The organism is Specibacter sp. AOP5-B1-6 (genome assembly GCF_052376555.1).
Taxonomy (GTDB): domain Bacteria; phylum Actinomycetota; class Actinomycetes; order Actinomycetales; family Micrococcaceae; genus Specibacter.
Genome location: NZ_JBQSVT010000018.1, coordinates 24,751 through 48,351, shown reverse-complemented (window position 1 = coordinate 48,351; position 23,601 = coordinate 24,751). Strand labels below are relative to the sequence as shown.

Sequence of the window (23,601 nt, the reverse complement as noted above, 5' to 3'; positions counted from 1 at the left end):
GCGGCTGTGAAAGCGGCGAAATATTGCCGATTCACAACCACTTCTGCGGGCCAGTTTGCGTGCTGGGAGGGCGTGGGCGTTAGCGGCCCGTGCCGCCGTAAACGGTTGCTTCGTCGTCACTGTCCAGATCGAAGGCCTGGTGCACCGCGCGAACAGCCACGTCGAGCAGGTCGGCGCGGGTCACGACGGAGATGCGGATCTCGGAGGTGGAGATCAAGTCGATGTTCACACCGGCGTCGGACAGAGCCTTGAAGAAGCTGTAGGAGACGCCCGGGTTGGAGCGCATGCCTGCGCCGATCAGGGAGAGTTTGCCGATCTGGTCGTCGTAGATCAGGTCCTCGAAGCCGACATCCTCCTGGCGGGCGCGCAGTGCGGCCAGCGCGTCCTCACCCTCCACCATGGGCAGCGTGAAGGAGATGTCCGTCTTGCCGGAACCGCGCGTGGAAATGTTCTGCACGATCATGTCGATGTTGGTGTGCGCGCCGGCGATGATGCCGAAGATCATCGCGGCCTTGCCGGGGATGTCGGGCACGCCGACCACGGTGACTTTGCCTTCGGACCGGTCGTGGGCCACGCCGGAGATGATTGGCTGCTCCAAGGCAACTCCCTCTGAGATCTTGATTTTGTCGTTGGGGCTGGGCAGCACCCAGGTTCCTTCGTTGTCGCTGAATGATGAGCGCACATGGATCGGCAGACCAAAGCGCCTGGCGTATTCCACGCAGCGAAGGTGCAGAATCTTGGCGCCGGAGGCTGCCATTTCCAGCATCTCCTCGCTGGAGATCTTGCTGATTTTCTGCGCGCTGGACACCACGCGCGGGTCGGCGGTGTAGATGCCGTCAACGTCGGTGTAAATTTCGCAGACGTCGGCGTTCAAGGCCGCGGCGAGGGCGACGGCGGTGGTGTCGGAGCCGCCGCGCCCCATGGTGGTGATCTCATGGGTGGTGCGGCTCATGCCCTGGAAGCCGGCGACGATGGCCACCTTGCCCTTGTCCAGGGCGGTGCGGACGCGGTGCGGGTCAACATCGATGATGCGGGCCTTGCCGTGGATGCCGTCGGTGATCATGCCGGCCTGGCTGCCGGTGAACGACTGTGCCACCCCGCCCTGGGCGCTGATGGCCATGGCCAGCAGTGCCATCGAAATCCGCTCGCCGGCGGTCATGAGCATGTCCAGTTCGCGGGCCGGGGGATGTTCGGAAACCTGTGCCGAGAGATCCAGCAGTTCATCGGTGGTGTCGCCCATGGCTGAAACGACGACAACCACTTCGTGGCCCGCCTCCTGGGTGCTGACAACCCTGCGGGCCACGCGCAGAATGCCCGCGGCGTCGGACACGGAGGAACCGCCGTACTTTTGAACAATCAGGCTCATGGGTGCACACTCATTGACTTACCTAACGCAACACTTGAAAGTAGGAAAATTGCTGCCGCTCGCGCCGGGCCGCGCCGCGCGCAGGGCCAATGCGGCATCATCAACGCGGAAGGCAGGTGCCCCAAGTTTAGCGCGGTGCCGCGTGAACGTGGAATTGAAGTGTCCACATGCTGGTCCATGACACCGCGGTTTCCTGCGGAAAAACACTTTCAACGTCCGACGGCGGGATGATGACGCGGACGCCCGTGGCACCTTAGGCTGATGCCAAGGCCGCGATCGCGGCCCACAGGAAGGTTTCCATGACCGCATTGCAGCCACCGCCACCCGACGCGGCCGAGCCAAATCCAGGGACGCCGAACCCGCCCGAACCGCCCACCGCAGAAAGCGCCCTCGGCCTCAGCGCCACCGGACTGTCCCGCAGCTTTGGCGCGGTGCACGCCGTCGTGCAGATGGACGTACAGGCACCGGCCGGGCAGGTGACGGCCTTGATCGGGCCCAACGGTGCGGGCAAGACCACGCTGCTGCTCATGCTGGCGTCGCTGCTGGCCCCGGATGCCGGAAGCATCAGCGTCATGGGCATCGACCCGGTCAAGGATCCCGCCGCGGCGCGGGCCAAGATTGGCTGGATGCCGGACACGCTGGGCGTGTGGGAGGCGCTGACGGCGCGCGAGATTCTAACCACCATGGGCAAGTTCTACCGACTCCCCAAAGCACAGATCCCGGCCCGAGTGGAGAAACTGCTGGAGCTGGTGAATCTTTCCGCCCTGGCCGACCAGAAGGCGAGGGTCCTCTCGCGCGGGCAGCAGCAGCGGCTGAGCCTGGCCCGCGCGTTGATCCACGATCCCCAGGTCCTCCTGCTCGACGAGCCCGCCTCCGGGCTGGACCCGGGATCGCGCATTGCACTGCGCAGCATTCTGCGGGGGCTCGCAGCGGAGGGGAAGGTCGTTGTGGTTTCCTCCCATGTATTGGCGGAGCTTGACGAAATTGCCGACGGTGCGGTGTTCGTGAACCACGGACGGTCGGTACTGGCCCAAACCGTGGAACAAGCCACAGGGCTGGGGCGCAGGTACTCCATTGCGGCGCTTGACCCGGCTGCCCTGGCCGCGGCGCTGACAGCACTGGGTGTCGCCTTCGAACCGGGCACGGGCCGGCGCCCGTCAGCGAGCGTCAATGTGGAACGGGAAGAGCGGGCGGCGGCGCTGCTGCGCGACTTGGTGGCGGCCGGCGTAGCCGTGAGTTCCTTTGCCCCGGCCACCGGCGCCTTGGAAGAGACCTACATGAGCATGAAGGTGGAGCAGCCATGACAACGATGCAGAACGGGCCCGCCCCGCACTCAGCCCCCGGGACTCCTTCGCCGGGCCCCGGCCGGATAAGCGGCTATGCCACAGGCGTGGCGGCGGTGGTGGGGATGGAGTTGCGCCAGCGGCTGCGTTCGCGCGGCTGGTACATCATGCTGGGTATTTGGATTGCCCTGATATGGCTCGTGACGGCCCTGGTCTGGATGAGTTGGAAGACGCAGTCAGGTTACAACTTTGACCCCGGGTTTGGCAGGGTCGGCCCGGGCCCGTTGATCTTTGAAGCCGTTTTGGCGTTTGTGCTGCTCTTCGGCCTGCTCGTTGCACCCGCATTCTCGGCCAATGCCATCAGCGGCGACCGCTCCGCCGGAACCCTGGCCATCCTGCAGGTGACGCTGCTGCGGCCCGGGCAACTCCTGTGGGGGAAGTTTCTGGCATCGTGGATTGTCAGTCTTGCGTTTCTGGTGGTGAGCGTGCCGTTCCTGATATTCGGCATCGCTCAGGGCGGTCTGGGTGTGGCTTACATCTTTGTCGCCCTGCTCCTGCTCGCCATTGAACTCGGAGTCGTGTGTGCACTGGGCGTGGGTATTTCCGCGCTCGCCAACCGGCCGCTGTTTTCCATCGTGGTCACGTATTTGACGGTGGCAGCCTTGGCGTTTGGCACGCTCATTGCCTTCGGTTTGGGCATGATGGTCAGCAACGGCACAGTGGCGGCAAACCAGACGTTTTATCAGGGCCAGGAGGTGTACCAGGAGGAACCGGACTCCGGTGTGGAGCCTGAGGACATGTATCCGGTACCGCCAACACCCGAGGACATCACGGATGAAGGTGCGGATTACGCCTGTTACGGGCCACTTGTGGAACAACCCGCTCCGCGCACCGAAAGCGTGGCATGGATGCTGGCCATGAATCCGTTCGTGGTGGTCGCCGACGCCATTCCTTACGCCGAACGAAGCGTCACGCCCGCGCAGTACTATCCGACGGGTCTGTTTGAAACCATCAGCCAGGGCGCCCGCTATGCGCAAGCCGGTCCCGACGCAACGTATCCGTGCGCCAACGGGAAGGCGAACTCGTCGTCGTACCTGGACCAAAAGACGCCGCTCTGGCCGCTGGGTCTGGGACTGCAACTGCTGGTCGCGGCGGGCATCCTGGCCCTCGGCTGGCGGGCCCTGCGCACCCCGGCGGGCAAGCTGCCGAAGGGGACCCGTGTGGCCTGAGGGCCGAGGCGTGCTTCTCCCCGCCAATAAAAATCGAGTTTGCACTTATTGCACCAAAATCGCGGAGGTAAGCGGTTTCCAGTGCAATAAGTGCAAACTCGACGGAGGAGGGGGCTTGCTACGCGACAGGAACCCGGGTCCGCGGGGCCTTCATCAGGACCACATCCGCTGGAACCTGGCGGATGGCGCCCTTGTCGGCGCTGGTGGCCATGGCGGCGTAGGCACGCAGAGCGGCGGAGACTTCGCGCTCGCGTCCCACGGGCTGGTAGCCGGTGGTCGATTCGAGCCGGTCGCGGCGTTCATCCAGCTCAACCGGGTCCACTAGGAGCTCCAGCGAGCGGTTGGGAATGTCGATCCGAATACGGTCCCCATTCTGCACCAGCGCTATGGTGCCCCCGGCAGCCGCCTCGGGGGAGACGTGGCCAATCGACAGGCCCGAGGTTCCGCCGGAGAAGCGGCCGTCGGTGATGAGCGCGCAAACCTTGCCAAGCCCCAGGCCCTTAAGGAACGACGTCGGGTACAGCATTTCCTGCATGCCGGGACCGCCACGGGGACCTTCATAGCGGATGACCACGACGTCGCCGGCCTTGACCGTCTTGGACAGGATCTTCTCAACGGCTTCGTCCTGGGATTCGCACACGACGGCGGGACCCTCGAACGTCCAGATGGATTCGTCCACGCCGGCAGTCTTTACAACGGCGCCGTCCACCGCAATGTTGCCGCGCAGCACACCCAAACCGCCGTCCTTGGAGAAGGCGTGTGCCACGTCGCGCAGGCAGCCTTCGGCGCCGTCGGTGTCCAGGGAGGTCCACTCGGCCGACTGCGAGAAGGCGGTGGAGGAGCGCTGGCCGCCGGGTGCCGCGGTCCAGAGAGCCTGCGCCGCCTCGGTCGCCTTGCCGCCTCGGATGTCCCAGTCGTCAAGCCAACCCGTGAGGTCCTTTGAGTGGACCGAGTTGACGTTGGTGTGCAGCAGCCCGCCGCGGTTCAGCTCGCCCATCAGCGCGGGGATGCCGCCGGCGCGGTGCACATCTTCCATGTAAAACGTCTTGTCACCGGCCACGTTCGGGGCAACCTTGGCCAGGCACGGCACCTGGCGCGACTTCGCGTCGATGTCGTCGAGGTCGTATTTCAGGCCGGCCTCCTGCGCTGCCGCGAGCAGGTGCAGGATCGTGTTGGTGGAACCGCCCATGGCGATGTCCAGGGCCATGGCGTTGTCGAACGCCTCAAAGGACGCGATCGAGCGCGGCAGCACCGATTCGTCGTCGTCCTCGTAGTAGCGCTTGGCGATCTCGACGGCGGTGGCCCCGGCCCGCTCGTACAGCTCCTTGCGTGCGGTGTGAGTTGCGAGCAGTGACCCGTTGCCGGGCAGCGACAGGCCGATGGCCTCGGTCAGGCAGTTCATCGAGTTGGCCGTGAACATGCCGGAGCAGGAGCCGCAGGTGGGGCAGGCGTTGGCCTCGATGAGGTCGATGTCGGCGTCGGAAACCGAGTCGTCCACGGCGTCGGAAATGGCGTTGACCAAATCCAGTGTGCGGATGGAGCCGTCGGTCATGGTCACGCGGCCGGCTTCCATGGGCCCGCCGGAGACAAACACGGTGGGGATGTTCAGGCGCAGCGCGGCCATGAGCATGCCGGGGGTGATCTTGTCGCAGTTGGAGATGCACACCAGCACGTCGGCGCAGTGAGCGTTGACCATGTACTCCACGGAGTCGGCGATCAAGTCGCGGGACGGCAGCGAGTACAGCATGCCGCCGTGGCCCATGGCGATCCCGTCGTCCACCGCGATGGTGTTGAATTCGCGGGCGATGGCGCCTGCCTCATGGATGGCGTCCGAGACGATCCGGCCCACCGGTGCGAGGTGGGTGTGGCCCGGCACGAACTCCGTGAAGGAGTTGGCGACGGCGACGATCGGCTTGCCAATGTCGGACTTGGCAACGCCGGAGGCCATCATGAGGGCGCGGGCGCCGGCCATGTTGCGGCCGTGGGTGACTGTGCGTGAACGTAAAGGAGGCATAAGAGTAGTTAACCAGCATTCGGGCCGCCATCGGAAGACGGCGTCACTACTAGTAGTGGCAGTGCTAGATTTGGTGAAATGAATGAAGAACGACGGCGAGAGCTGGGCCAGTTTCTCCGGGACCGCCGCGGCGGCCTGATCCGCGCCGAACTGGGGCTTCCTCCCATAGGCCGCAGCCGCACGCTCGGGCTGCGCCGGGAGGAGGTTGCCGCCTTCGCCGCGGTCAGCGTCACCTGGTACACGTGGCTGGAACAGGGCCGGGACATCAACGCCTCCCGCCAGGTGCTCGAATCCGTGGGCCGGGTGCTGCGGCTCAGCCCGGCCGAACAGTCCTATGTACTGGCGTTGGGCGGGCACGGGGCTGCCCCAGCATCAGGCAGTGCCGCCATTGAAGCTGTTCCACCGCATTTACAGGCCCTGTTGGACGCGTTGGATTTCCCTGCCTTCGCCGTGGCCCCGGACTGGGGCATTGCGGGCTGGAACGGGGCCTATGAGTGCCTGTATTCACGCATTGCCGACGTCGATCCTGGCGAGCGGAATCTGCTGTGGCTGGTGTTCACCGATCCGCAATTGCGCCAAATGCTCCCGGACTGGGACATCACCTCACGGAATTTTGTGGCGGAATTCCGGGCCGAAGCCGGCCCCCGGCTGGGATCGGCCGCCCACACGGCACTAATCCACAAACTGCAGGAGAACAGTGCGGAGTTCGCCAGCATCTGGGCCGAGCACGTGGTGTTGAACTTTGCCTCGCGACGGCGGACGTTCAATCACCGGGAGGTGGGGGAACTGACATTTGAACAACACCGGCTCGTCCCCTCCGACGTCCCCGATCTGCACTTTGTCATGTACGTGCCCACCGCGGGGACACCCACACGCGAACGCCTCGCGCAACTGGGCGCCCGCCCGATGGAAGGATAAAGCGCGGCCGGGCATCCGGCGTCGTATGTTAACCGGCTTGTACTAAAACAGTTTGTTTAGGTGAGAGCGTTGCGGCGGCCCTCGAAGGCGCGGCCAAGAGTGACTTCGTCGGCGTACTCCAAGTCGCCGCCCACCGGCAGGCCGGAGGCCAGACGCGTTACTGTGATGCCGAGGGTTTTCAGCATGCGCGAGAGGTAGGTTGCGGTGGCTTCGCCCTCAAGGTTGGGGTCGGTGGCAATAATGATTTCCTGGATCTGGGCGTCATTGAGGCGGGTGAGCAGTTCGCGGATGCGCAACTGGTCGGGGCCGATGCCGGCGATCGGATTGATGGAGCCGCCCAGCACGTGATAGCGGCCGCGGAAGGCGCGGGTGCGCTCCACGGCGATCACGTCCTTGGACTCCTCCACGACGCAGATGACTGTGGGGTCGCGGCGCTGGTCGCGGCAAATGTTGCACAGTTCCGCTTCCGTGATGTTGAAGCAGACCGTGCAGAACTTCACCCGCTCCTTGACCGTGACGATGGCCTTGACCAGGCGCTGCATGTCCTCGGTGTCGGCCTCCAAGATGTGGAATGCAAGCCGTTGGGCCGATTTTGGCCCGATTCCGGGCAGGCGCCCCAGCTCATCGATGAGCTCCTGAACTGCTCCCTCGTACACAATGCCTCTTGTCTATTGGTTTAAATCGTCCAGTGGTGCAAATCCACTGTTGGGAAATGGCTGCGCCGCGTGGGCTCAGTGTGACGGGTTCAGCGGGCGCTCTTCAATCAATACCCCGCCCAGAATACGCTCCACAGCCGCCTGGCCCACAACACCGGATTCCTCGATGGTCACGTCGTCGGGGCTGGGGACGTCCTCGACATACGGCGTCTGCGCCGCGAGTGCCGGAGTCTGCGCGCGTGCGGCCTGGGCCTCGGAGCTGTTGGCGAGGCGCTGGTACATGCTCAGCTTGGCCGCGACGGGTTCCGCGCTGCTGCCTGCCATGTCCGGGGCCTCCTGCCGCTGCTCGGCATCCGGCGCCTGGGCCGCCGGCGCTGACTGGGCGCCCGGAACTGACTGGGACAACGGTGCAGTGACGGTGGCAACGGTCGGGTAGGTGCTGGACGCCCCCAACGGCGCGCCGGGCGCGGCCGCATTGAACGAACCATTTTCCGCTGTCGTGGTTTCTGTTGCGCTTGATGAGGTGGAGCCGGGTTCCGCCGACTCCGGATGGGCCGCCGACGGTGCGTGCGTTGCTGTTTCAGTTGTTGTGGCTGCTGCAGGGGCGGTGTCGCTGCCCTGGGTGTCCTGCGCCCAGTCCGGGGCGTTGGCCATGGAACCCCAGCCCGGGTCGGCAACGTCCTGTCGGCTGGTCTGGCCCAGGGACACGCCCCAGTCCTGGGGTGCAGGCTGGTCAGGCTGTTGGCCTGACCGCTGTCCTGATTGTTGAGCGATCTGCTCGGCCAACAGGGCGCTGCGGCGGGGTGCTTCCTGCTCCACAGGTGCCGCGCTGACGGGTTCCGCCGGAGGCAGGTCCCAGCCCGTGGTCCACGCCGAGATGGGTGAGACCTTTGTCGGTGAATAAGCCGGCGGGGGTGCCTGTTGGCTGTTGGTTTGTTGGTCAGCTGACGGTTCAGCGCTGGAGTCCCTGGCTGCCGGTCGGTCTTCTGCGGCTGGCTGCGGAGCAGGCGATTCGAAGGGAACGGCCGCGGCGTAATCCTCCGGTGGGTAGGAATCCGGGTGCGGCTCGTCCCAAGGCTCGCTTGGCTCGCTGGGGCCGTCCCAAGGCGATTGAATGGCGGCAGGATTCTGTCCGCGGGCAGGCTCCGACACCACTGCGGGGGCCTTCGTCTCAGCAGGAGCCGCAGCAACGGGCGCAGCTGGTGTGGAGTCTGCAGCTTTCGTGTCGGCAGGACTGGTGGCCGCAGCCGTGGGCGTCGCAGGAGCGGAGGAAGAAGCCGGAGCCTGCGCTGCCGGCTGATTCGGAGTGTGGACCGGGTTTGCTTGGCCCTGACGCGACGCTGGGTTCGCCTGCTGGGGCACAGTGCTGCGCCCCCCTTCACGTTGCTGTGAAGGGCTACCGGTTTGAACTTTTGGGTTTGGCTCAGCGCTCGCTCTCGGAGCAGGGGCTTCGCCGTCGGCAGGCAGGATCTGCACCGTCATGCCCAGCACCTGGTTGATGGCCTGCTGCAAATTTTGCAGGTGGCCGTTGTTGCTGAACGTTTCGATGAGACCTGAAGAGGGCAGCCCCACCCGAAGTTCCCGCCCATCAAATACCTGGGGCACAACGTTTTGATTCACCATGGCCCACGACGCCATGCGAATGTTTCGCAGTGCACCCAGGATTTCCGGCCATGCCCGGCGAATTACCTCAATGCCCGTTGAGCCGCTGGAAGGGCCGCCCGCGGGTTCGCTTGGTGCGGCTGGTGCAGCTTGTGCGGACGGAGCCGGCTGGCCCGTTTGCTGCGGAAGCTGTGTCGGAACCTGCTGCTGGTCCGCCTGCGGCACGTTGTTTTGCGGTGCGGTGGCAGGGAGAGCGTTGGGTTGCGGGGAGTTTTGCTGCGAGCCGCCCGTTTGCTGGTTGCCCGACTGGGGGGTTGCGGGCGAAGGCTGGTCAGCCCACTTCTGGACGGCAGGGGCGGCGTCGCCAGCCGGTGTGGGGAGGTCGTCCCAGGTGCGTGCGGCCGGCGCTGCAGCCGGCCCACCTTGCTGGGGTGACTCCTGGGCCTCCGGCTGCCGCTGCTGAGTCTGGGGCTGCCGGGGCTGTTCAGCGGCCGGTGCCTGGTGGGTTGCAGCTGACTCGTGGGCGGATTCCTGAGCTGAATCCTGTGTGGGAGCAGCAGTTGGGGCATGACGTGCCGCCACTTCTGCACCCGCTGCTTCTTTTGCACGCGCCAATTGCGCCCGTACGGCAGCCAGCCCGCCACCGGAGGACTCGGCAGCAGCCGTGGCGGGTGCCGACGTCGAACCTTGGGCGGCAACAGTATGTTCAGGGGCGCGTTCGGGGACGCCAGCCTGCACGGCTCCGGCAGGCGGCATGCCGGCCGGGGCAGCCGACTGCGATCCGGAGTAATTGAGGCGGCGTTCCAGCTGGTCGAGCCGGGTGGCCATGCCTCGGACAGAGGAATCGGCGCCTGGCAGGAGGAGGCGTGCACCCAGCAACTCGAGGTGCAGTCGCGGCGAGGTGGCGCCCGTCATTTCGTTAAACGCCGCATTGGTGACATCCGCTGCCCGGGAAAGTTCGGCGGCACCCAACTGGGCGGCCTGTGTCTGCATGCGGGCAATCAGCTCATCAGGAGTGCCGCGCAAAATCGCGTGGGCACTTTCCGGCATGGCCTGGACGATGATGAGGTCGCGGAAACGCTCAAGGAGATCTTCCACGAACCGGCGGGGGTCGTGGCCGGTCTGGACGACCTTGTCCACCGACTTGAACACGGTGGCCGAGTCGGTGGCGGCCAATGCCTCGACGACGTCGTCCAGCAGGGAAGCGTGGGTGTAACCGAGCAGGTCAATGGCCAGGTCGTAATCCAGGCCGGAGGCACCGGCTCCTGCCATGAGCTGGTCAAGCACGGAGAGCGAGTCACGGACGGAACCGCCGCCGGCACGGACCACAAGGGACAGGACACCGGGGGCAACCGCGACATTTTCTTGTTCGCACAGTTGTGCCAAATACCCCATGAGCGGCTCTGGCGGCACCAATCGGAACGGGTAATGGTGTGTGCGGGAGCGGATGGTGCCAATCACCTTGTCAGGTTCGGTGGTGGCAAAGATGAACTTGATGTGCTCCGGGGGCTCTTCAACGATCTTCAGCAAGGCATTGAAGCCGGCAGACGTGACCATGTGGGCCTCGTCAATGATGAAGATTTTGTAGCGGTCCCGGATGGGGGCGAAGGTGGCGCGTTCGCGCAGGTCGCGGGCATCGTCAACGCCACCGTGGCTGGCTGCGTCAATTTCAATGACATCCAGGGATCCAGCTCCGCCTCGGGCCAGCTCGATGCAGCTGTCGCATTCGCCGCACGGGTGTGAAGTGGGGCCTTTGGCGCAGTTCAGGCAACGGGCGAGGATGCGGGCCGAGGTGGTCTTTCCGCAGCCGCGGGGGCCCGAGAACAGGTAGGCGTGGTTTACGCGGTTCTTTTCCAGGGCAGCCATCAACGGCGCGGTGACGTGTTCCTGGCCGATCACGGTGGCGAAGGAATCGGGACGGTACCGGCGATACAGGGCTGTTGGTGCGCTCACAGTTGAAACCCTATCTAATCTGCCTGACAAAATGCCGGTCGGTGCCGCAGACTGGGCAGATCTGGGGATAAGTTTTGGGAAAAGTAAAGACCCCCCATGCACCCGCCAGAGCCCGCTTACCCTTGCTACCTTCCGGTCCTGGGGGAGTTCACAGGGTGACGCCACATGAGGGGCCGAAAAACAGCTTACCTGACTGTTGCGGTGCGGGCGAATCCGACGGTGGCACCGCGGACCATATCAATTCTTCACCAGCGGTGGTACGTTCACCTCTATAGGGGCACCGACGCCATTGCCAAGCCGGTCCCGCAGCGTTTCGGCCCCAGCGTTGCGCGGGGCCACCATGGGAGCGAACAGCCATGCTGAGTTTCGGATTCTTTGAATGGATATTTTGGGTGTTGGCCTTCGGTGCCGGGATTTTGGCCTTGGTCCGAATTGAAGTGTTTTCAACCCACACCACCCAGCGCACCCACAGGCATTCGGGACAGCAGTTCTTTCTGTGGATTATGGCAGCGACCTTTGCTGTTGCGGGTTTTGTCACAGCTGCGCTTGCCATGCGGGCCGGGCATTGAATTGCTTGTCCTATTGATGGTTGCAGGTCGGGACAAGCGGAGTTTGTTGTTACGCCGACACGTCGTCATCAATGCCGTACGAATGTGACAATCTTGTAAAGTTGTTCCGGTATTGCAGGAACAGCTGAGCACTGATGCCTGCAATGCATGGGCGCCTTGCGCGTTCGATCCTTTCGCGTGGTCTGCCTTCCGCTTGGCCGCCTGGGGAAAATGAGGGTGGTACGGCTTGAACGGGGCTGTATTGCCCTTATTTTCTGCACCGGGGCCGCGCGGCCGTGCGACGGTCATCGAATGCCTCATTGTGTGGGGCATTGTTCGATTCGTGACTTGGGCGCTTTGTCAGGTACTCTTGAACCTGCCGTGTTTTGCACGGCAAGCTGGAGGATTCGCCTAGCGGCCTATGGCGCACGCCTGGAACGCGTGTTGGGTTAACGCCCTCGGGGGTTCAAATCCCCCATCCTCCGCCAATAAAAGGTCCGGAATCATTGAGATTCCGGGCCTTTTGTCGATTAACCGCGAATATCGGCTACCCGAAAATTGGCACGTTAGACTCGACTTGTGACTACGCAAACCTTGAATACCATTGCCCTCAAACTCAACGACGGCACCGAGACAACACTGCCTGAGCTCGCAAACAAAGCCATCCTGCTCGTCAATGTGGCTTCCAAATGCGGCTTCACCAAGCAGTACGACGCCCTTGAAGCGCTTCATGAAAAATACCGGGGCCGGGGCCTGACGGTATTGGGCGTCCCGTGCAACCAATTTGGCGGGCAGGAGCCGGGCACCGAAGAGGAAATCGCAGAGTTTTGCCGCAAGAACTTCGGTGTCACCTTTCCGCTTGCCGCCAAGACCGAGGTCAATGGTGCAGCAGCCCACCCGCTCTATGCAGCCCTGACAAACGGCGGCGCGGAGCCGATTCAGTGGAACTTCGAGAAGTTTCTGATCACGTGCGACGGCGCTGTGCTGGGACGTTTTGAGTCCGCCGTTGCGCCGGACTCGCCCGAGCTCTCTGCGGCAGTGGAAGCAGCGCTTCTCTAGCGCCACCGCCACCGCGGGGAACCTCGCCTCACAAGAAACGCAGTTCACAATTGAGGGAGCGTTTCAGGATTAGCCACCATTGCTGCGAGATGGTTGGGATAAATCAAGCCATTGCTGCGAGAGGGTTGGGTTAGCGGGACAGGCCTTCCAGCCAGAACTGCAGGAACGCCGCGCCGGCAAAGTCGTTGACGACGTCGTCGCCCAGTTTGAGGTCCGCAGCCGTCTTGACGGGGTACGGCTTCTCCGGGACGCCTTCTGCGGGGCGCACGTCGACATGCTTGACCTCGTGGTCCTGGTGGTGCAGCCAGTCGGCCATGGCGTAGTCGGTGCGCGAATCGCCCACCGTGCGCCACGCCTGCGGAACAATGCCCTGTGCTGCCAGCAGTTCCACCGCCCGGCTGGCGCCCAGATCCTTGCCCAGGCGCACCGACTCGATGTCCGTGGAGATGATCGAAGGGTCAACACGGTAATCAACACGTCCTGTGGACGCCGGGGCCCGGTGCTCCAGGCGCACGGCACCCAGGTCGTGGGCGGCCAGCAAAGCCAGCGCATCGGCGTCGAACTTTTCCTGCTGGGCCAGGTAGCTGCTGCTCTCAACCTCGATGTGCTGCTCCACGGAGACCATGGCCCGCTTGGTTTCGTCGAAGAACATGTGCTCGGCGTAAGCATCGGCAACGAGGTCACGAATGGCGTCACCAAAGGCTGCCGGCATGGCCAGGCTTTCGTCCACGTGGACGGGCCCGGGGCCGTCGGGGGTGAACGTGAACCAGACGGCTCCCTTTTCGCAAATGGCGTGGACCACTGCGCCGGCAGGCAGCCCTGCCTCGAGCATCGGCACCATCAGCTGCTCGGCGATGAACGCATCGGAGCGGCCGGTGTTGAACACGACGGGAATGCCCCTGCGGACCAGCTCGATCAGGTTGGCGATGATCTCCGGCGAGACGCGGCGGGACACCGGACTGGCCAGCGGGCCGTCAACGTCAAGGAGCAGGGCAAGCGGAGGCTGCGTGAGAGTCATGCAACCATGATCCCAGCACTGCCCCCGGAGAGCCACTTTGAGCAGCGTTTTCGGTAACCATTTGGCAACACACCTTGCGGCTCGAAGCCGTGGCAGTTCCTTTAGGGCCATGGAGTCCCTAGTCTGAAGAGGTGATATTCAAAGCTGTTGGCGACAAACGCCCCTACCCGGACCACGGATACATCACGCCCAAGGACTGGGCCAGTGTCGCACCGCGCCAGGTCAGGCTGGCAGATCTTGTCACCACCAAGGCGCAACTGGACCTCGAGGCGCTTCTGGCTGAAGATTCCACCTTCTTCGGCGACTTGTTCCCCCACGTCGTGCAATGGCGCGACACGCTCTACTTGGAGGACGGATTGCACCGGGCCGTCCGCACTGCGCTGCACCAGCGCACCATCCTGCACGCCAGAGTTCTGGTGATAGATGACTAGGCCGCCTGCGGGGCCGCCTTCCGAGGATCCCGGGGAGCAGCCGGGGCGCAACGCCGTGCCGGAAACGCCAGTGTTTCAGCCCGGCCGTGCCAAATCAGCCGGCTCCAAGCCCGGTGGTTCCAAGCCGAGTGCTGCTGTCCCGGACAGGGACGTGCTGCTGACCACCCGGCAGCGGCGCAGGTCTGCGCGGGACGAGCGCAGGCAGGCGCGCGACGCCGCCTATGAATTGCGGCAGCAACGCAAAAAATCCAAGGACGGCACCTCGTGGCGCGGTCACCACATCGTCGACTCCGAGGGCCTGGCGGAAGCGTTTCCGGACCCCGAATCCCCGGAGCTGCCCTCCAGCACCGTGCGCCGCCGCATCACCCACGGTGTCACCTTGGTGCTGCTGCTCGCGCTGGTGGTGGCCGCCGTCGTGCTGGCCGGCATGGTGCAGCGGGGGGAGCTTGAGCTGAAGCTTGGCGCCGGCAGGCCCACCCCGACACCCGAGTCGTGTCCTGCGGAAAAACTTGACTACCCCGCCAACAAGACAGTCACAGTGAATGTCTACAACGGCGGCAGCCTCGAAGGCAAGGCCGGGCAGGTGGCTGAGGAGCTGAAGAAGCGCGGCTACCCGGTCAAGGACATCGACAACAAATCCACCGACTACGGGGCGCCGACAGTGGTTGTTTCCGGCCCGGCCGGACATGCTGCGGCGTTCAACATGCAGCGCAACTTCGCCAGCTCCGAATACGTGCAGGACGACCGCGCGGACGGCACGGTGGACATCATCCTGACCAGCCGGTTCAACGGCCTTGTCCCACCACCCAAGGTGGATCAAACCCCGGGCGTGCTGTCCTGCCCGCGGTTGAGCCCGCCGCCCAGCGAACCCGCGGCCACAAAGGCGGCGGGCACGCCTGCTGCCGCTCCCTGAGCCGGTTCGCGCACCGCAGGCTCATTTCATCAGTCGGTGCGGTCGTAAGATTCCCGTGACGCAGATACGTCGCCCAGGTGCTCAATGGACCATTCCTGGAGGGCGCGAAGAGGTTCGACGAGGGTGCAACCCGCGTCGGTGAGCGCATACTCCACGCGCACCGGCACCTGCGGGTACACCGTGCGGCGCACGAGCCCGTCGCGTTCGAGCCCGCGAAGGGTTTGGGTCAACATTTTTTGCGAGATGCCCTCGATGCGGCGGCGCAGCTCAGAGAAGCGCACATCGCCTTCCTGCCCGAGGACTCCCACGATGAGCACTGTCCAGCGGTCGCCGATGCGGTCCAGGATGCGGCGGGTTGGGCAGTCCGCACGGTAGGGGTTGCCGGGATGCACGAACCCGGATGAGGTGGTTACCACAAAGTGCCTTCTTCCCGTCAGTGACATGCTCTCTTATAGTAACAAGGGTGCACCGATCGGTGCCCCTCGTTCGAAGGAAGGCATTCAATGTCCCGCATCACCGTGATCGGCGGCACCGGCTACGCCGGATCCGCCATCGTTGCAGAGGCTGCCGCCCGCGGCCATGAAGTTACCTCGTACAGCCGTTCGCTGCCGGACCAGCAAGTTCCCAACGTGGCCTACGTCCAAGGGGACGCCTCAGACGAAGCCTCACTCGCAGCAGTCATTAAAGGTGCGGACGCCGTGGTGGGGGCGCTCTCTCCGCGCGGGGCGCTTGCCGACGGTTTCCGCGGTGTCTACCGCACCATCGCACAACTGGCAGACACTGCGCGGGCGCCGCTGTTCATCGTGGGTGGGTATTCCTCACTGCGGCCGGCGCCCGGGGCGCCACGCTTCGTGACGGACCTGAGTCACGCTCCGGCGGAGTTGCACGCCGAACTGACCTCGGTTGCGGCACTCGTCACCGACGACCTCCCGGCCGCACCCGCAACCCTCGAATGGACGCTCGTGAGCCCGGCGGGAGGGTTTGGTGCGCATGTTCCCGGTCAGCGGCTTGGCCACTATCGAGTCGGTGGCGATGTCGCGCTGCAGCCTGACGGTGGCGGGGAAATCTCCGGCGCGGACTACGCCCTCGGATTTGTCGACGTCATTGAACAAGGCAGCCGGCACCGGGGACACATCAACCTCGGCTACTAGCTGATGGTGACCGGGCGGCCCTGCGCATCAAAGGCTGCACCCACGCCGGCCTGAATGAACCGCACCGCGGCTGCAATGTTTTCCTCGTCCGGGGTGTCGGTTTTGCGCCGCGAGGCACTTGCCGTCAATGAGCCGTGGATCAGCTGCACCAGCCCCTCAACGTCGGCCTCGGGCAGGAAATGCTGGTCCATGCCGGTGCGCAGAATGTCCATCAGCAAATTGTTGAGCTCGCCCACATGGACACCCAGTTTGGCAAACGAATCACTTGAGAGCACCGAGCGCATGGCCGGACCCGGGGGGAGGTGCCGGCGGGTGAGGTCTTCAAGCTGCGCCCGCACATACAAGCTCAGGCGGTCAACAGGATTCTCCAGGCCCTCGAGACTGGCCTTGAGCTCGGTGACGAACTTGCCGGTTTCATCCAGTGCGTAGGCCACCAGGAGCTGCTCGAGGTCGGCAAAGTAGTTGTATACGGCGGTCCTGCCCACGCCGGCGGTCCTGGCGACGTCGGTCATGGTCAGTCCGGGCAGGCCGTGTGTGAACAGAAGTTCGCCAAAGGCGTTGAGGATCTTGCGCTGCGTCTGCTCTCGCTGCGCCGCGTTCGTGGGGGCGGCTATTCGTGGCATAGAGACATTTTAGCGTCATTTCGTCAGTAAAAGTATTTGGGCCGCTTTGCCTGTTGCGTCACCGTTGGATCGCGGCGCGCCGGATCCCCAGGACACGCACGACGGCGGCACTGACGTCGCGTTCGAACGGCAGTTCCGCCGTGGTCATTGTTGAGGCCGCAAGGGCCTTGTCGATGCACTTTGCCACCAGTCGTTCGGGGATGCGCAGGGTGCGGCCAAAGCGCAGCCAGTCGTTGCGGTTCAGCCCCGTGCGGCTGCCGGCGCTGCCGCCCACGGGCAGGGCCATGCCTGGGTCGCGCGACGGATCACCGTCGGTGAGCTCGGTGAGGATGCCACCCGGCACGCCTGCGGCGAAGCCTTGCTCAATCTCCGCTGCCAGCGTGCACTGGAGATCGTACGCAGGAGCCACCAGCCATTCCCCGTTGGCCTGCTGGACCACCGAAATATTCTTGGCATGGAGGTTTCCATTGCCTGTCAGCCAGGCAAAGAGGAACTGCAGAAAAATGTTCCGGGCCGCCAGGCCCTGGGCGGCGCACATGCCCACGGCCGCGGCAGCCACTGCTTCGCTGGGCACCGAGTACTTCCGTGCCGGCCCCAACCCCAACAGCTGGGCGCCATCCTCCACCGCCAGCGCACCGCTGGGGGACCTGTCAAAACGTGACACCAACAGCGCGGCCCGGCCGTCACCGTCGTACACCAGGCGTGCATCCGCGACAGGGATGGAAAGTGCCTTGGCCTTCTTCAGCAGCAGGAACTCCGTTTCCGCCTGGCGGGCGTGGCTGCCGTCGTTGAATTTTAGGATGTAGGCGCGGGTCGGGTCCTTGTCGTGGCGGTAGGAGGCAGTGACCTTGTCCTGCAGGCCGGCCAGGGCCGACCGATCCACTGGGCCGGGAACGGCGGCAAAGTCGGCAAAGTTGATGTCATCCATGGTCTTGGTGACTGTCAGCAGCGACGGGATGCTTTGTGGTTCCTCCCCGGCGGGCACGATTTGGACGTCGCCCACGGGATTTCCGCCAGCCGCCAGGAGCAGTGAGAACTCGTCCGTGATGGTGGTTTTCACTGCCCACCGCAGCTTGGCCAGCCGCTCGCCTTCGGGCAGCAAACCGGCAAAGAAGGCCGGCACATTGCCGTGGCCAAAGGTCACCGGAACATCAAGTGCGGGCAGGGTGGAGGCGATGGCGGGCCCGCCGTCCACCAGATAACCGGGAAGGTAGGAAAAGACGACGCCCATGCTGGGGTGGCGGGTCAGGGTTGCCGCCGCCCGGCCCTTTTTGTAGATCACTGCCTGGGTGACGGCTTTGGCGTCCTCAAGGTTCTTCATGAGCCGGAGACGTTCAAGCTCAGGCTCATGCCCAGCGCCGAGGCCACGGCCGTCAGGATGTCCAGGCGCACGGTCTCCCGGCCGTTCTCAAGATCGCTTAACACCCGCGTGGAAACGTCGGCCAGGTCGGCCGTCTCGCTTTGTGTCAGCTGCAGGGTCTTGCGCCGGGCCCGGAGCGCGGCACCCAAAGCGGCAACATCCATGGCTGTTCTGCCTTTCCCTGGCGGTTGGCGCGGGTGCCCGGACGTGGCGCCCTTTGGCACCATACTATGCCGTGCGGATTGTTTTTCTGCAGGATCATGCAGAAAAACAATTGTGTGCCCGCGGGAACCGGGAACCGGACGCGGCGGCCGTCCGGCCTTATGTCACCTTTTCCCGGGTGTGAAATTCGGGGGAGTCCCACAGCCGGTTGTCGAGGATGTCGAACAAGGCGTCCACCGCGTGCCACACATCGAGGTGTCCCAGATAGAGCGGTGTGATGCCGAAGCGAAGCACCCCGGGCTCGCGGTAGTCACCAATGATCCCGCGCGCAAAGAGCGCCTGCATGACTGCGTGCCCCTCCGGGTGCACATAGCTGACGTGGCTGCCGCGCCGGGCATGGTCCAGCGGTGTGATTAGTTCCAGTGGATGCTCACCGCGCCGGGCGTCCACCAAGGAAATGAACAAGTCCGTCAGCGCCAACGATTTTTCCCGCAGCTGCGCAGCAGCGGCGGCAATGCTGATGTCGAGCCCGCACTCCACCAGGGCCATGGACAGTATGGGCTGAGTTCCGCACAGGAAGCGTGCGATGCCTGGAGCCGGTGCGTAGGAATCCTCCATGGCAAACGGGCGGGCGTGTCCCCACCAGCCGGACAACGGCTGCCAAAGGCTGTCCTGATGGCGGGGGTGTGCCCAAACGAACGCCGGTGATCCCGGACCGCCATTGAGGTACTTGTAGGTGCAGCCAACTGCGAAGTCAGCCGCGGAGCCGACCACGTCGACCGGCACAGCGCCGGCGGAATGGGCCAAATCCCACACGGCCAGGGCTCCGGCCTTGTGAATGGAAGAGCTGGTGGCCCCCATATCCCACATGGAGCCGGTGCGGTAGTTCACATGCGACAACGCCACGACCGCAACGTCGGGACCCAGTGCGGCCTCAAGCGGCAGCTCCGCGTCGATCAGGCGCACCGAGAATCCCTGGCTGAGGAAGCTGGCGATCCCTTCGGCAATGTAGATGTCGGTGGGGAAGTTGTCACGCTCGGTGACAATGACCTTGCGCGCCGGATCGGCGGACTTCTGCAGGTGCAGGGCAGCGGCCAGCGCCTTGAACAGGTTCAGGGACGTGGTGTCGGTGACGACGACTTCACCGGGGCCGGCACCGATCAAGGTGGCCACCTTGTCGCCCAGCCGGCCCGGCAGGTCAAACCAGCCGGCCGTGTTCCAGCTGCGGATCAGTCCGGTACCCCACTCCTGCTCCAACACCCGTGAGGCCACACCGGCCGCCGCCGCGGGCCGGGCACCCAAGGAATTGCCGTCCAAATAAATGACGCCCGCAGGCAGGATGAACTCATCCCGAAAGCGGCGCAGCGGATCATTCGCATCGGCGGCCATGCAGGCCTCCGGAGTGAGGGGCACAGCTGGATCCATGGGGCTTCCTTGCCTCGGGGTGTGTTCAGGGTCTCGCCGCTGATGCGGGCCAATCCCCAATCTATGGCCGCTTTTCAGGCCGGTCAAGGTTTTTCGGGCTGATCCGGCCAGCCAAGTGGCTAGGGTTGAGCGGTGACAAACTTTCTTGTGAAGAGACCGTGGACCGGCCGTATCGGCGCCCTGCTGGGCATCATGGTGATGGCGCTGAGCCTGCGCACGGCCGTGTCGGTGGTGCCGCCGCTTCTGGGCGAGCTCTCCGGCGAGCTGGGCTTCGACGCCGGCACCACGGGCCTGCTGGCCATGCTGCCGCCGCTGATGTTTGCGATCTTCGGTCTGCTCACCCCCGCCTTGATCCGCCGGGTCGGTCTCGAAAAGGCGCTGGTCGCCGCCGTCGTGCTGGCCGTGGCCGGGCAGCTGGGCCGGGCCGCCATCGACCAGGTCTGGCCGTTCCTTGGCCTGACCGCCGTTGTCATGGCCGGCTATGGCATCGGCAATGTGGTGCTGCCGCCGCTGGTGAAAAAGTATTTCCCGGACCGCGTCGGCTTGGTGACGGCCGGCTACGTGACGCTGCTGTCGGTGGGCACTGCCATCAGCCCGCAGCTGGCCGTGCCCATCGCCGGGGCCACCAACTGGCGAGTGTCCATCGGGCTGTGGGCTTCCGTCAGTTTGCTGGTGCTGCTGCCGTGGCTCATGCAATTCCTGCGGGACCGCAGGGAGAAGCACGACGCCGGCAACCCCCAGGGGCAGGCCGCCCACCTCGGCGCGGGTCAGGCAGGCGGGCCCGGGGCCGTGCCGGTGCCCAAGCTGCGGCCGTGGCGCTCGCCGGTGGCCTGGGGGCTGGTCATCTTCCTGGCCGGCAACTCGGCCCAAACCTATGTGTACTTCACCTGGCTGCCGCCATACCTCTCCGGCCAGGGGCTCGACGCCGCCACGGCGGGAACCGCGCTGGCCTACTTTGCCATCCTGGCCGTGCCGATGAGCCTGCTGGTGCCATTGTGGGTGCCGCGGATGAAGAACCCCATCCTGGCCATCAGCCTCTTCGCACTGTTCTGGGCCGCCGGACACCTGGGCCTGTATCTGTCGCCGTTGGCGGGAACGTGGCTGTGGGTCACCTTCTCCGGCCTCGGCCAGGGCACCTTCGTCACGGCCCTGCTCATGGTGAACCTGCGCTCACGGACAACGCACGGCTCGTCCGTGCTGTCCGGATTCAGCCAGGGAATCGGGTACGCCGGGGCGGGCATCGCCCCGCTGTTCTTCGGCACCATCCACGATGCGACCGGGTCGTGGACGGCCTCTTTCATCATGCTTTTCGCCTGCCTCGTGGTGATGATGGTTGGCGCCACCATGATCAATGCGAAACGGTATATTGAGGATTCAGCCGACGAGCCGCTGGCACCCGCACCCGCGGACCATGCGGTCGATCTCAAGGAGTAAACAAGCATGGCACTTCGTTTTCTGGTGACTGCGGCCATCCCCGAACCGGGCCTGACGTTGTTGCACGACGCCGGTGAGGTCACCTTGCGGCCCGACACCCCGGCAGCCGGCTTGCAGGCACTGTGCGCCAGCGGCGACTACGACGTGCTGCTCTCGGGCCTGGGCGACACCATTGATGCGGGGCTGCTTGCAGCAGCCAAGCTGCGCGGTGTTTCAAACTATGCGGTGGGCTTCAACAACATTGACGTTGCCGCCGCCAGCAAACATGGAATTCTGGTGGGAAACACCCCCGGCGTCCTCACGGACGCCACCGCGGACATTGCCATGCTGCTCATTCTGGGCACGGCCCGCCGGGTCGTGGAGGCTGACACATTTGTCCGCTCCGGCCAGTTTGCCGGCTGGAACCCGGACCTGCTGGTGGGCAGCGACGTGTCCGGCCAGGTGCTGGGGCTGGCCGGATTCGGCAGGATCGCCAGGGCCACGGCGCGCCGGGCACTTGCCTTCGGGATGGAGGTTGTCTTCTCGCCGCGGCCCCCTGCGGAGCGGATTGTTTCCGATGCCGAGCTGGGGGAGTTTGCCGGCAAGGTGAAGCAGCTGCCATGGACAGAGGTGGTGGCACGGGCCGACTTCCTGTCGATCCATGTGCCCATGAATGCGGAGACCCGCCACCTCATCGACGCCACGGTGCTGGCTGCCATGAAGCCTTCGGCCTTTCTGGTCAACACCGCCCGCGGGCCCGTCGTGGACGAGGCCGCCCTTGTTGCGGCCTTGCGCAACGGGGTGATTGCCGGGGCGGGGCTCGATGTCTATGAGGACGAACCGAACCTGGCGCCGGGTCTGGCCGAGCTGCCCAACACCGTGCTGCTGCCCCACATTGGCAGCGCCACCGTGCCGGTGCGCGCCAAGATGGGTGTGCTGGCCGCCCGCAACGCGATTGCGATGGCCAAGGGTGAGATGCCCGAGTTCGCCGTGAACCCGGACGCCTTCAAGGCATAACGCGCCCGCAGCTAGAAACTGGAGGAGCTGCCGGAGCCGGAGAAGCTGCCGCCGCTGGAACCATAGCCGGTGCTGCTGCCGCCCGAACTGGCGCTGCTGCGCGCCGTGTCGACCTTGCTCGTGCCGCTGACGTAGCCAGCGCTGAAGGCATGCACCGGGTAGAAGGTGTTCCACGCATAAACCGAACCTAAAATGGTGCTTTGGCGGCCGTGAGATTCACTCCTTCGGCTGCTTTCCATGGCCTTCTCCATGGCGTTCCGTTCGGTTTTGTTTTTGGTGTACTTGCCGATCATGGCCTCCGAATGCTGCTGGAGCAGGGCGCTCAGTTCCTGGCCCATGTCCCGCAACTGGTCCATGGCCGCATCCGGGGTGATGGCCCCGGAGTGGAAATCGGCGGCCAGCTGCTGGAGCCCCTGGCTGCTTTGGGTGTGCAACGAGGACAGGGCGGCGGTGGTGGGCAGTCCCTTGGCTTCAGGCTGGGAGAGCAGCGTCGGGAGTTGTTCCAGATCCTCGCGCAGGGGGCGGGCCTGCCTGTCCCAGGCGCCTTCCCAACCGGCATACCTGTTCAGCAGGGTGTTCGTGTCCGCAATGACGTCGTCCAGGCCGTCGAGTTCCTCGGCCAGATCTGCGTAGCGGGCCACCACCTTGACGTTGGCAGCCTTGGAGAGTTCCTTCTTGGTGAAGGCATGGCACTGTTGGTTCAATGTGCCGGCTTCATGGTAACGGGTGCTGAAATTCCGGTACTTTTCCAGCACCAGGGTGCCGTATGACGATGAATCAGGAATGGTTTTTGCGTTGAGCTCCGTGACATCCAGGGCAAGGCTCACGCTGGAATATCCGGCATCCCCGCGCTTGAGATGCTCGGCAGCCTTCTTCCTGTTGCCGGCACGGACGGCCGCCGTTGTGCCAATGCCCAGGAGCGCGAGGACCCCCACAATGCTGGTGGTGATGATGAAACCGGCTGAGCGGTACCAGGGCTGGTTGATCAGGGCTGCGCCCTTTTTGATCCCGGCGATGGTGCCGTCGGTCCACTGGGCCTCACGGAAGAGATCCTTGGTGGCTTCCTGGATGCTCTCTTGCTTGCTCAGCGACACCTTGCGGTCTTCGCCCATGTAGGAGCCCACTTTTCTGGAGATGGGGTCCACGGCAAAGATGAACAGGCCGTCGGCCCATTTCTGCTTGTCGTTGCTGAGCCACTCGGGATGTTGGCTGCGGGCGAGTTCCAGCACGTCGGCGTTGAGCCGATCGCCGCCAACGTCGCCCTCGATGGTCACGATGGCAACCTTCGTTGGCTCGTAAAAATTGATGTCCGCCACGGCTTCGACCAGCTGCGGCTGGTACAACACCCCGGCCGTGTCTTCGACGATGACGTCCGTTACCGGTGCCGCCATGGCTGCCGGGGCCGTCCCCAGCATGGCCATAAGCGCCAGGAGCAAAATACCCAAGATCTTCTTCATGTT

The 23,601-nt window shown here is 64.6% G+C and carries 21 protein-coding genes, 1 tRNA gene and 1 other RNA gene; 11 read left to right on the top strand and 12 right to left on the bottom strand.

Going from position 1 to position 23,601, the window contains the following annotated elements; translation table 11 throughout:
* Positions 1–79: 79 nt before the first annotated feature.
* Positions 80–1,366: an aspartate kinase gene (locus ACT3TS_RS11055; protein WP_444531562.1), complete on the bottom strand. Its 1,287-nt coding sequence runs from the start codon at positions 1,364–1,366 to the stop codon at positions 80–82.
* Positions 1,367–1,665: 299 nt separating this feature from the next.
* Here ACT3TS_RS11055 and ACT3TS_RS11050 point away from each other — a divergent pair, with 299 nt between their 5' ends.
* Both ACT3TS_RS11050 and ACT3TS_RS11045 read left to right on the top strand, forming a co-directional pair.
* A complete protein-coding gene (locus ACT3TS_RS11050; protein WP_444531561.1) occupies positions 1,666–2,670 on the top strand; it encodes an ABC transporter ATP-binding protein in 1,005 nt (334 codons plus the stop codon).
* Complete coding sequence (locus tag ACT3TS_RS11045; RefSeq protein ID WP_444531560.1) at positions 2,667–3,878, top strand: ABC transporter permease; 1,212 nt, start codon at positions 2,667–2,669, stop codon at positions 3,876–3,878. The genes ACT3TS_RS11050 and ACT3TS_RS11045 overlap by 4 nt, the downstream gene beginning before the upstream one ends.
* Before the next feature lie 118 nt (positions 3,879–3,996).
* On the opposite strand, the gene ilvD is transcribed toward ACT3TS_RS11045, so the two are convergent.
* Positions 3,997–5,892: a dihydroxy-acid dehydratase gene (gene ilvD / locus ACT3TS_RS11040; RefSeq protein WP_444531559.1), complete on the bottom strand. Its 1,896-nt coding sequence runs from the start codon at positions 5,890–5,892 to the stop codon at positions 3,997–3,999.
* Positions 5,893–5,970: 78 nt separating this feature from the next.
* Here ilvD and ACT3TS_RS11035 point away from each other — a divergent pair, with 78 nt between their 5' ends.
* Positions 5,971–6,810 carry a helix-turn-helix transcriptional regulator gene (locus tag ACT3TS_RS11035; RefSeq protein WP_444531558.1) on the top strand — a complete coding sequence of 280 codons (840 nt, stop codon included), beginning with the start codon at positions 5,971–5,973 and terminating at the stop codon, positions 6,808–6,810.
* Between the two features lie 56 nt (positions 6,811–6,866).
* Here the strand turns inward: ACT3TS_RS11035 and recR are convergent, their stop codons facing one another.
* From recR to ffs, 3 genes are all read right to left on the bottom strand, one after another.
* A complete protein-coding gene (gene recR / locus ACT3TS_RS11030) occupies positions 6,867–7,466 on the bottom strand; it encodes a recombination mediator RecR (RefSeq protein WP_444531557.1) in 600 nt (199 codons plus the stop codon).
* A 75-nt stretch (positions 7,467–7,541) separates the two neighbouring features.
* Positions 7,542–11,021, bottom strand: coding sequence for a DNA polymerase III subunit gamma and tau (locus ACT3TS_RS11025; RefSeq protein WP_444531556.1), 3,480 nt, complete (start codon positions 11,019–11,021; stop codon positions 7,542–7,544).
* Between the two features lie 82 nt (positions 11,022–11,103).
* An RNA gene (gene ffs / locus ACT3TS_RS11020) (signal recognition particle sRNA small type) lies at positions 11,104–11,199 on the bottom strand.
* A 178-nt stretch (positions 11,200–11,377) separates the two neighbouring features.
* Here ffs and ACT3TS_RS11015 point away from each other — a divergent pair.
* From ACT3TS_RS11015 to ACT3TS_RS11005, 3 genes are all read left to right on the top strand, one after another.
* Positions 11,378–11,590 carry a hypothetical protein gene (locus ACT3TS_RS11015; protein WP_444531555.1) on the top strand — a complete coding sequence of 71 codons (213 nt, stop codon included), beginning with the start codon at positions 11,378–11,380 and terminating at the stop codon, positions 11,588–11,590.
* Positions 11,591–11,969: 379 nt separating this feature from the next.
* Positions 11,970–12,057: transfer RNA gene (locus ACT3TS_RS11010), tRNA-Ser, on the top strand.
* Positions 12,058–12,148: 91 nt separating this feature from the next.
* Entirely contained in the window at positions 12,149–12,628 is a 480-nt protein-coding gene (locus ACT3TS_RS11005; RefSeq protein WP_444531554.1) for a glutathione peroxidase, read from the top strand.
* A 130-nt stretch (positions 12,629–12,758) separates the two neighbouring features.
* Here the strand turns inward: ACT3TS_RS11005 and ACT3TS_RS11000 are convergent, their stop codons facing one another.
* Positions 12,759–13,646 carry a hypothetical protein gene (locus ACT3TS_RS11000; RefSeq protein ID WP_444531553.1) on the bottom strand — a complete coding sequence of 296 codons (888 nt, stop codon included), beginning with the start codon at positions 13,644–13,646 and terminating at the stop codon, positions 12,759–12,761.
* Between the two features lie 131 nt (positions 13,647–13,777).
* Between ACT3TS_RS11000 and ACT3TS_RS10995 the strand changes: the two genes are divergently transcribed.
* Together ACT3TS_RS10995 and ACT3TS_RS10990 are read left to right on the top strand one after the other, a co-directional pair.
* Entirely contained in the window at positions 13,778–14,077 is a 300-nt protein-coding gene (locus tag ACT3TS_RS10995; protein WP_233912616.1) for a type II toxin-antitoxin system VapB family antitoxin, read from the top strand.
* A complete protein-coding gene (locus tag ACT3TS_RS10990; protein ID WP_444531552.1) occupies positions 14,070–14,990 on the top strand; it encodes a LytR C-terminal domain-containing protein in 921 nt (306 codons plus the stop codon). The genes ACT3TS_RS10995 and ACT3TS_RS10990 overlap by 8 nt, the downstream gene beginning before the upstream one ends.
* A 29-nt stretch (positions 14,991–15,019) precedes the next feature.
* Here ACT3TS_RS10990 and ACT3TS_RS10985 read toward each other — a convergent pair whose 3' ends face one another.
* A complete protein-coding gene (locus ACT3TS_RS10985) occupies positions 15,020–15,406 on the bottom strand; it encodes a winged helix-turn-helix transcriptional regulator (RefSeq protein WP_444531551.1) in 387 nt (128 codons plus the stop codon).
* Between the two features lie 87 nt (positions 15,407–15,493).
* On the opposite strand from ACT3TS_RS10985, the gene ACT3TS_RS10980 reads away from it, so the two are divergent.
* A complete protein-coding gene (locus ACT3TS_RS10980; RefSeq protein ID WP_444531550.1) occupies positions 15,494–16,141 on the top strand; it encodes an NAD(P)-dependent oxidoreductase in 648 nt (215 codons plus the stop codon).
* Here the strand turns inward: ACT3TS_RS10980 and ACT3TS_RS10975 are convergent.
* From ACT3TS_RS10975 to kynU, 4 genes are all read right to left on the bottom strand, one after another.
* On the bottom strand, positions 16,138–16,764 hold the full coding sequence (locus ACT3TS_RS10975) for a TetR/AcrR family transcriptional regulator (protein WP_444531549.1): 627 nt from the start codon (positions 16,762–16,764) through the stop codon (positions 16,138–16,140). The genes ACT3TS_RS10980 and ACT3TS_RS10975 overlap by 4 nt on opposite strands.
* Positions 16,765–16,822: 58 nt before the next feature.
* Entirely contained in the window at positions 16,823–18,085 is a 1,263-nt protein-coding gene (locus tag ACT3TS_RS10970) for a type II toxin-antitoxin system HipA family toxin (protein ID WP_444531548.1), read from the bottom strand.
* Entirely contained in the window at positions 18,082–18,288 is a 207-nt protein-coding gene (locus tag ACT3TS_RS10965; RefSeq protein ID WP_444531547.1) for a helix-turn-helix domain-containing protein, read from the bottom strand. Before ACT3TS_RS10965 ends, ACT3TS_RS10970 begins: the two co-directional genes overlap by 4 nt.
* 157 nt (positions 18,289–18,445) lie before the next feature.
* Positions 18,446–19,711, bottom strand: a complete 1,266-nt coding sequence (kynU, locus tag ACT3TS_RS10960; RefSeq protein ID WP_444531546.1) for a kynureninase — start codon at positions 19,709–19,711, stop codon at positions 18,446–18,448.
* 132 nt (positions 19,712–19,843) lie between these two features.
* Between kynU and ACT3TS_RS10955 the strand changes: the two genes are divergently transcribed.
* Both ACT3TS_RS10955 and ACT3TS_RS10950 read left to right on the top strand, forming a co-directional pair.
* Positions 19,844–21,145: an MFS transporter gene (locus tag ACT3TS_RS10955; RefSeq protein WP_444531545.1), complete on the top strand. Its 1,302-nt coding sequence runs from the start codon at positions 19,844–19,846 to the stop codon at positions 21,143–21,145.
* 6 nt (positions 21,146–21,151) lie between these two features.
* Positions 21,152–22,141 carry a 2-hydroxyacid dehydrogenase gene (locus tag ACT3TS_RS10950; RefSeq protein WP_444531544.1) on the top strand — a complete coding sequence of 330 codons (990 nt, stop codon included), beginning with the start codon at positions 21,152–21,154 and terminating at the stop codon, positions 22,139–22,141.
* Between the two features lie 11 nt (positions 22,142–22,152).
* On the opposite strand, the gene ACT3TS_RS10945 is transcribed toward ACT3TS_RS10950, so the two are convergent.
* Entirely contained in the window at positions 22,153–23,598 is a 1,446-nt protein-coding gene (locus tag ACT3TS_RS10945) for a DUF5129 domain-containing protein (protein ID WP_444531543.1), read from the bottom strand.
* Between the last annotated feature and the right edge of the window lie 3 nt (positions 23,599–23,601).

Excerpts from the sequence above, each read along its gene's own strand:
- ACT3TS_RS10980 (WP_444531550.1), top strand. The coding sequence starts at position 15,494 with ATGTCCCGCATCACCGTGATCGGCGGCACCGGCTACGCCGGATCCGCC.
- ACT3TS_RS11035 (WP_444531558.1), top strand. The coding sequence starts at position 5,971 with ATGAATGAAGAACGACGGCGAGAGCTGGGCCAGTTTCTCCGGGACCGC.
- ACT3TS_RS10975 (WP_444531549.1), bottom strand. The coding sequence starts at position 16,764 with ATGCCACGAATAGCCGCCCCCACGAACGCGGCGCAGCGAGAGCAGACG.
- ACT3TS_RS11015 (WP_444531555.1), top strand. The coding sequence starts at position 11,378 with ATGCTGAGTTTCGGATTCTTTGAATGGATATTTTGGGTGTTGGCCTTC.
- ACT3TS_RS10970 (WP_444531548.1), bottom strand. The coding sequence starts at position 18,085 with ATGAAGAACCTTGAGGACGCCAAAGCCGTCACCCAGGCAGTGATCTAC.
- ACT3TS_RS11000 (WP_444531553.1), bottom strand. The coding sequence starts at position 13,646 with ATGACTCTCACGCAGCCTCCGCTTGCCCTGCTCCTTGACGTTGACGGC.
- ACT3TS_RS10950 (WP_444531544.1), top strand. The coding sequence starts at position 21,152 with ATGGCACTTCGTTTTCTGGTGACTGCGGCCATCCCCGAACCGGGCCTG.
- ilvD (WP_444531559.1), bottom strand. The coding sequence starts at position 5,892 with ATGCCTCCTTTACGTTCACGCACAGTCACCCACGGCCGCAACATGGCC.
- ACT3TS_RS11045 (WP_444531560.1), top strand. The coding sequence starts at position 2,667 with ATGACAACGATGCAGAACGGGCCCGCCCCGCACTCAGCCCCCGGGACT.
- ACT3TS_RS11055 (WP_444531562.1), bottom strand. The coding sequence starts at position 1,366 with ATGAGCCTGATTGTTCAAAAGTACGGCGGTTCCTCCGTGTCCGACGCC.
- ACT3TS_RS10990 (WP_444531552.1), top strand. The coding sequence starts at position 14,070 with ATGACTAGGCCGCCTGCGGGGCCGCCTTCCGAGGATCCCGGGGAGCAG.
- ACT3TS_RS10965 (WP_444531547.1), bottom strand. The coding sequence starts at position 18,288 with ATGGATGTTGCCGCTTTGGGTGCCGCGCTCCGGGCCCGGCGCAAGACC.
- ACT3TS_RS11050 (WP_444531561.1), top strand. The coding sequence starts at position 1,666 with ATGACCGCATTGCAGCCACCGCCACCCGACGCGGCCGAGCCAAATCCA.
- ACT3TS_RS10945 (WP_444531543.1), bottom strand. The coding sequence starts at position 23,598 with ATGAAGAAGATCTTGGGTATTTTGCTCCTGGCGCTTATGGCCATGCTG.
- kynU (WP_444531546.1), bottom strand. The coding sequence starts at position 19,711 with ATGGATCCAGCTGTGCCCCTCACTCCGGAGGCCTGCATGGCCGCCGAT.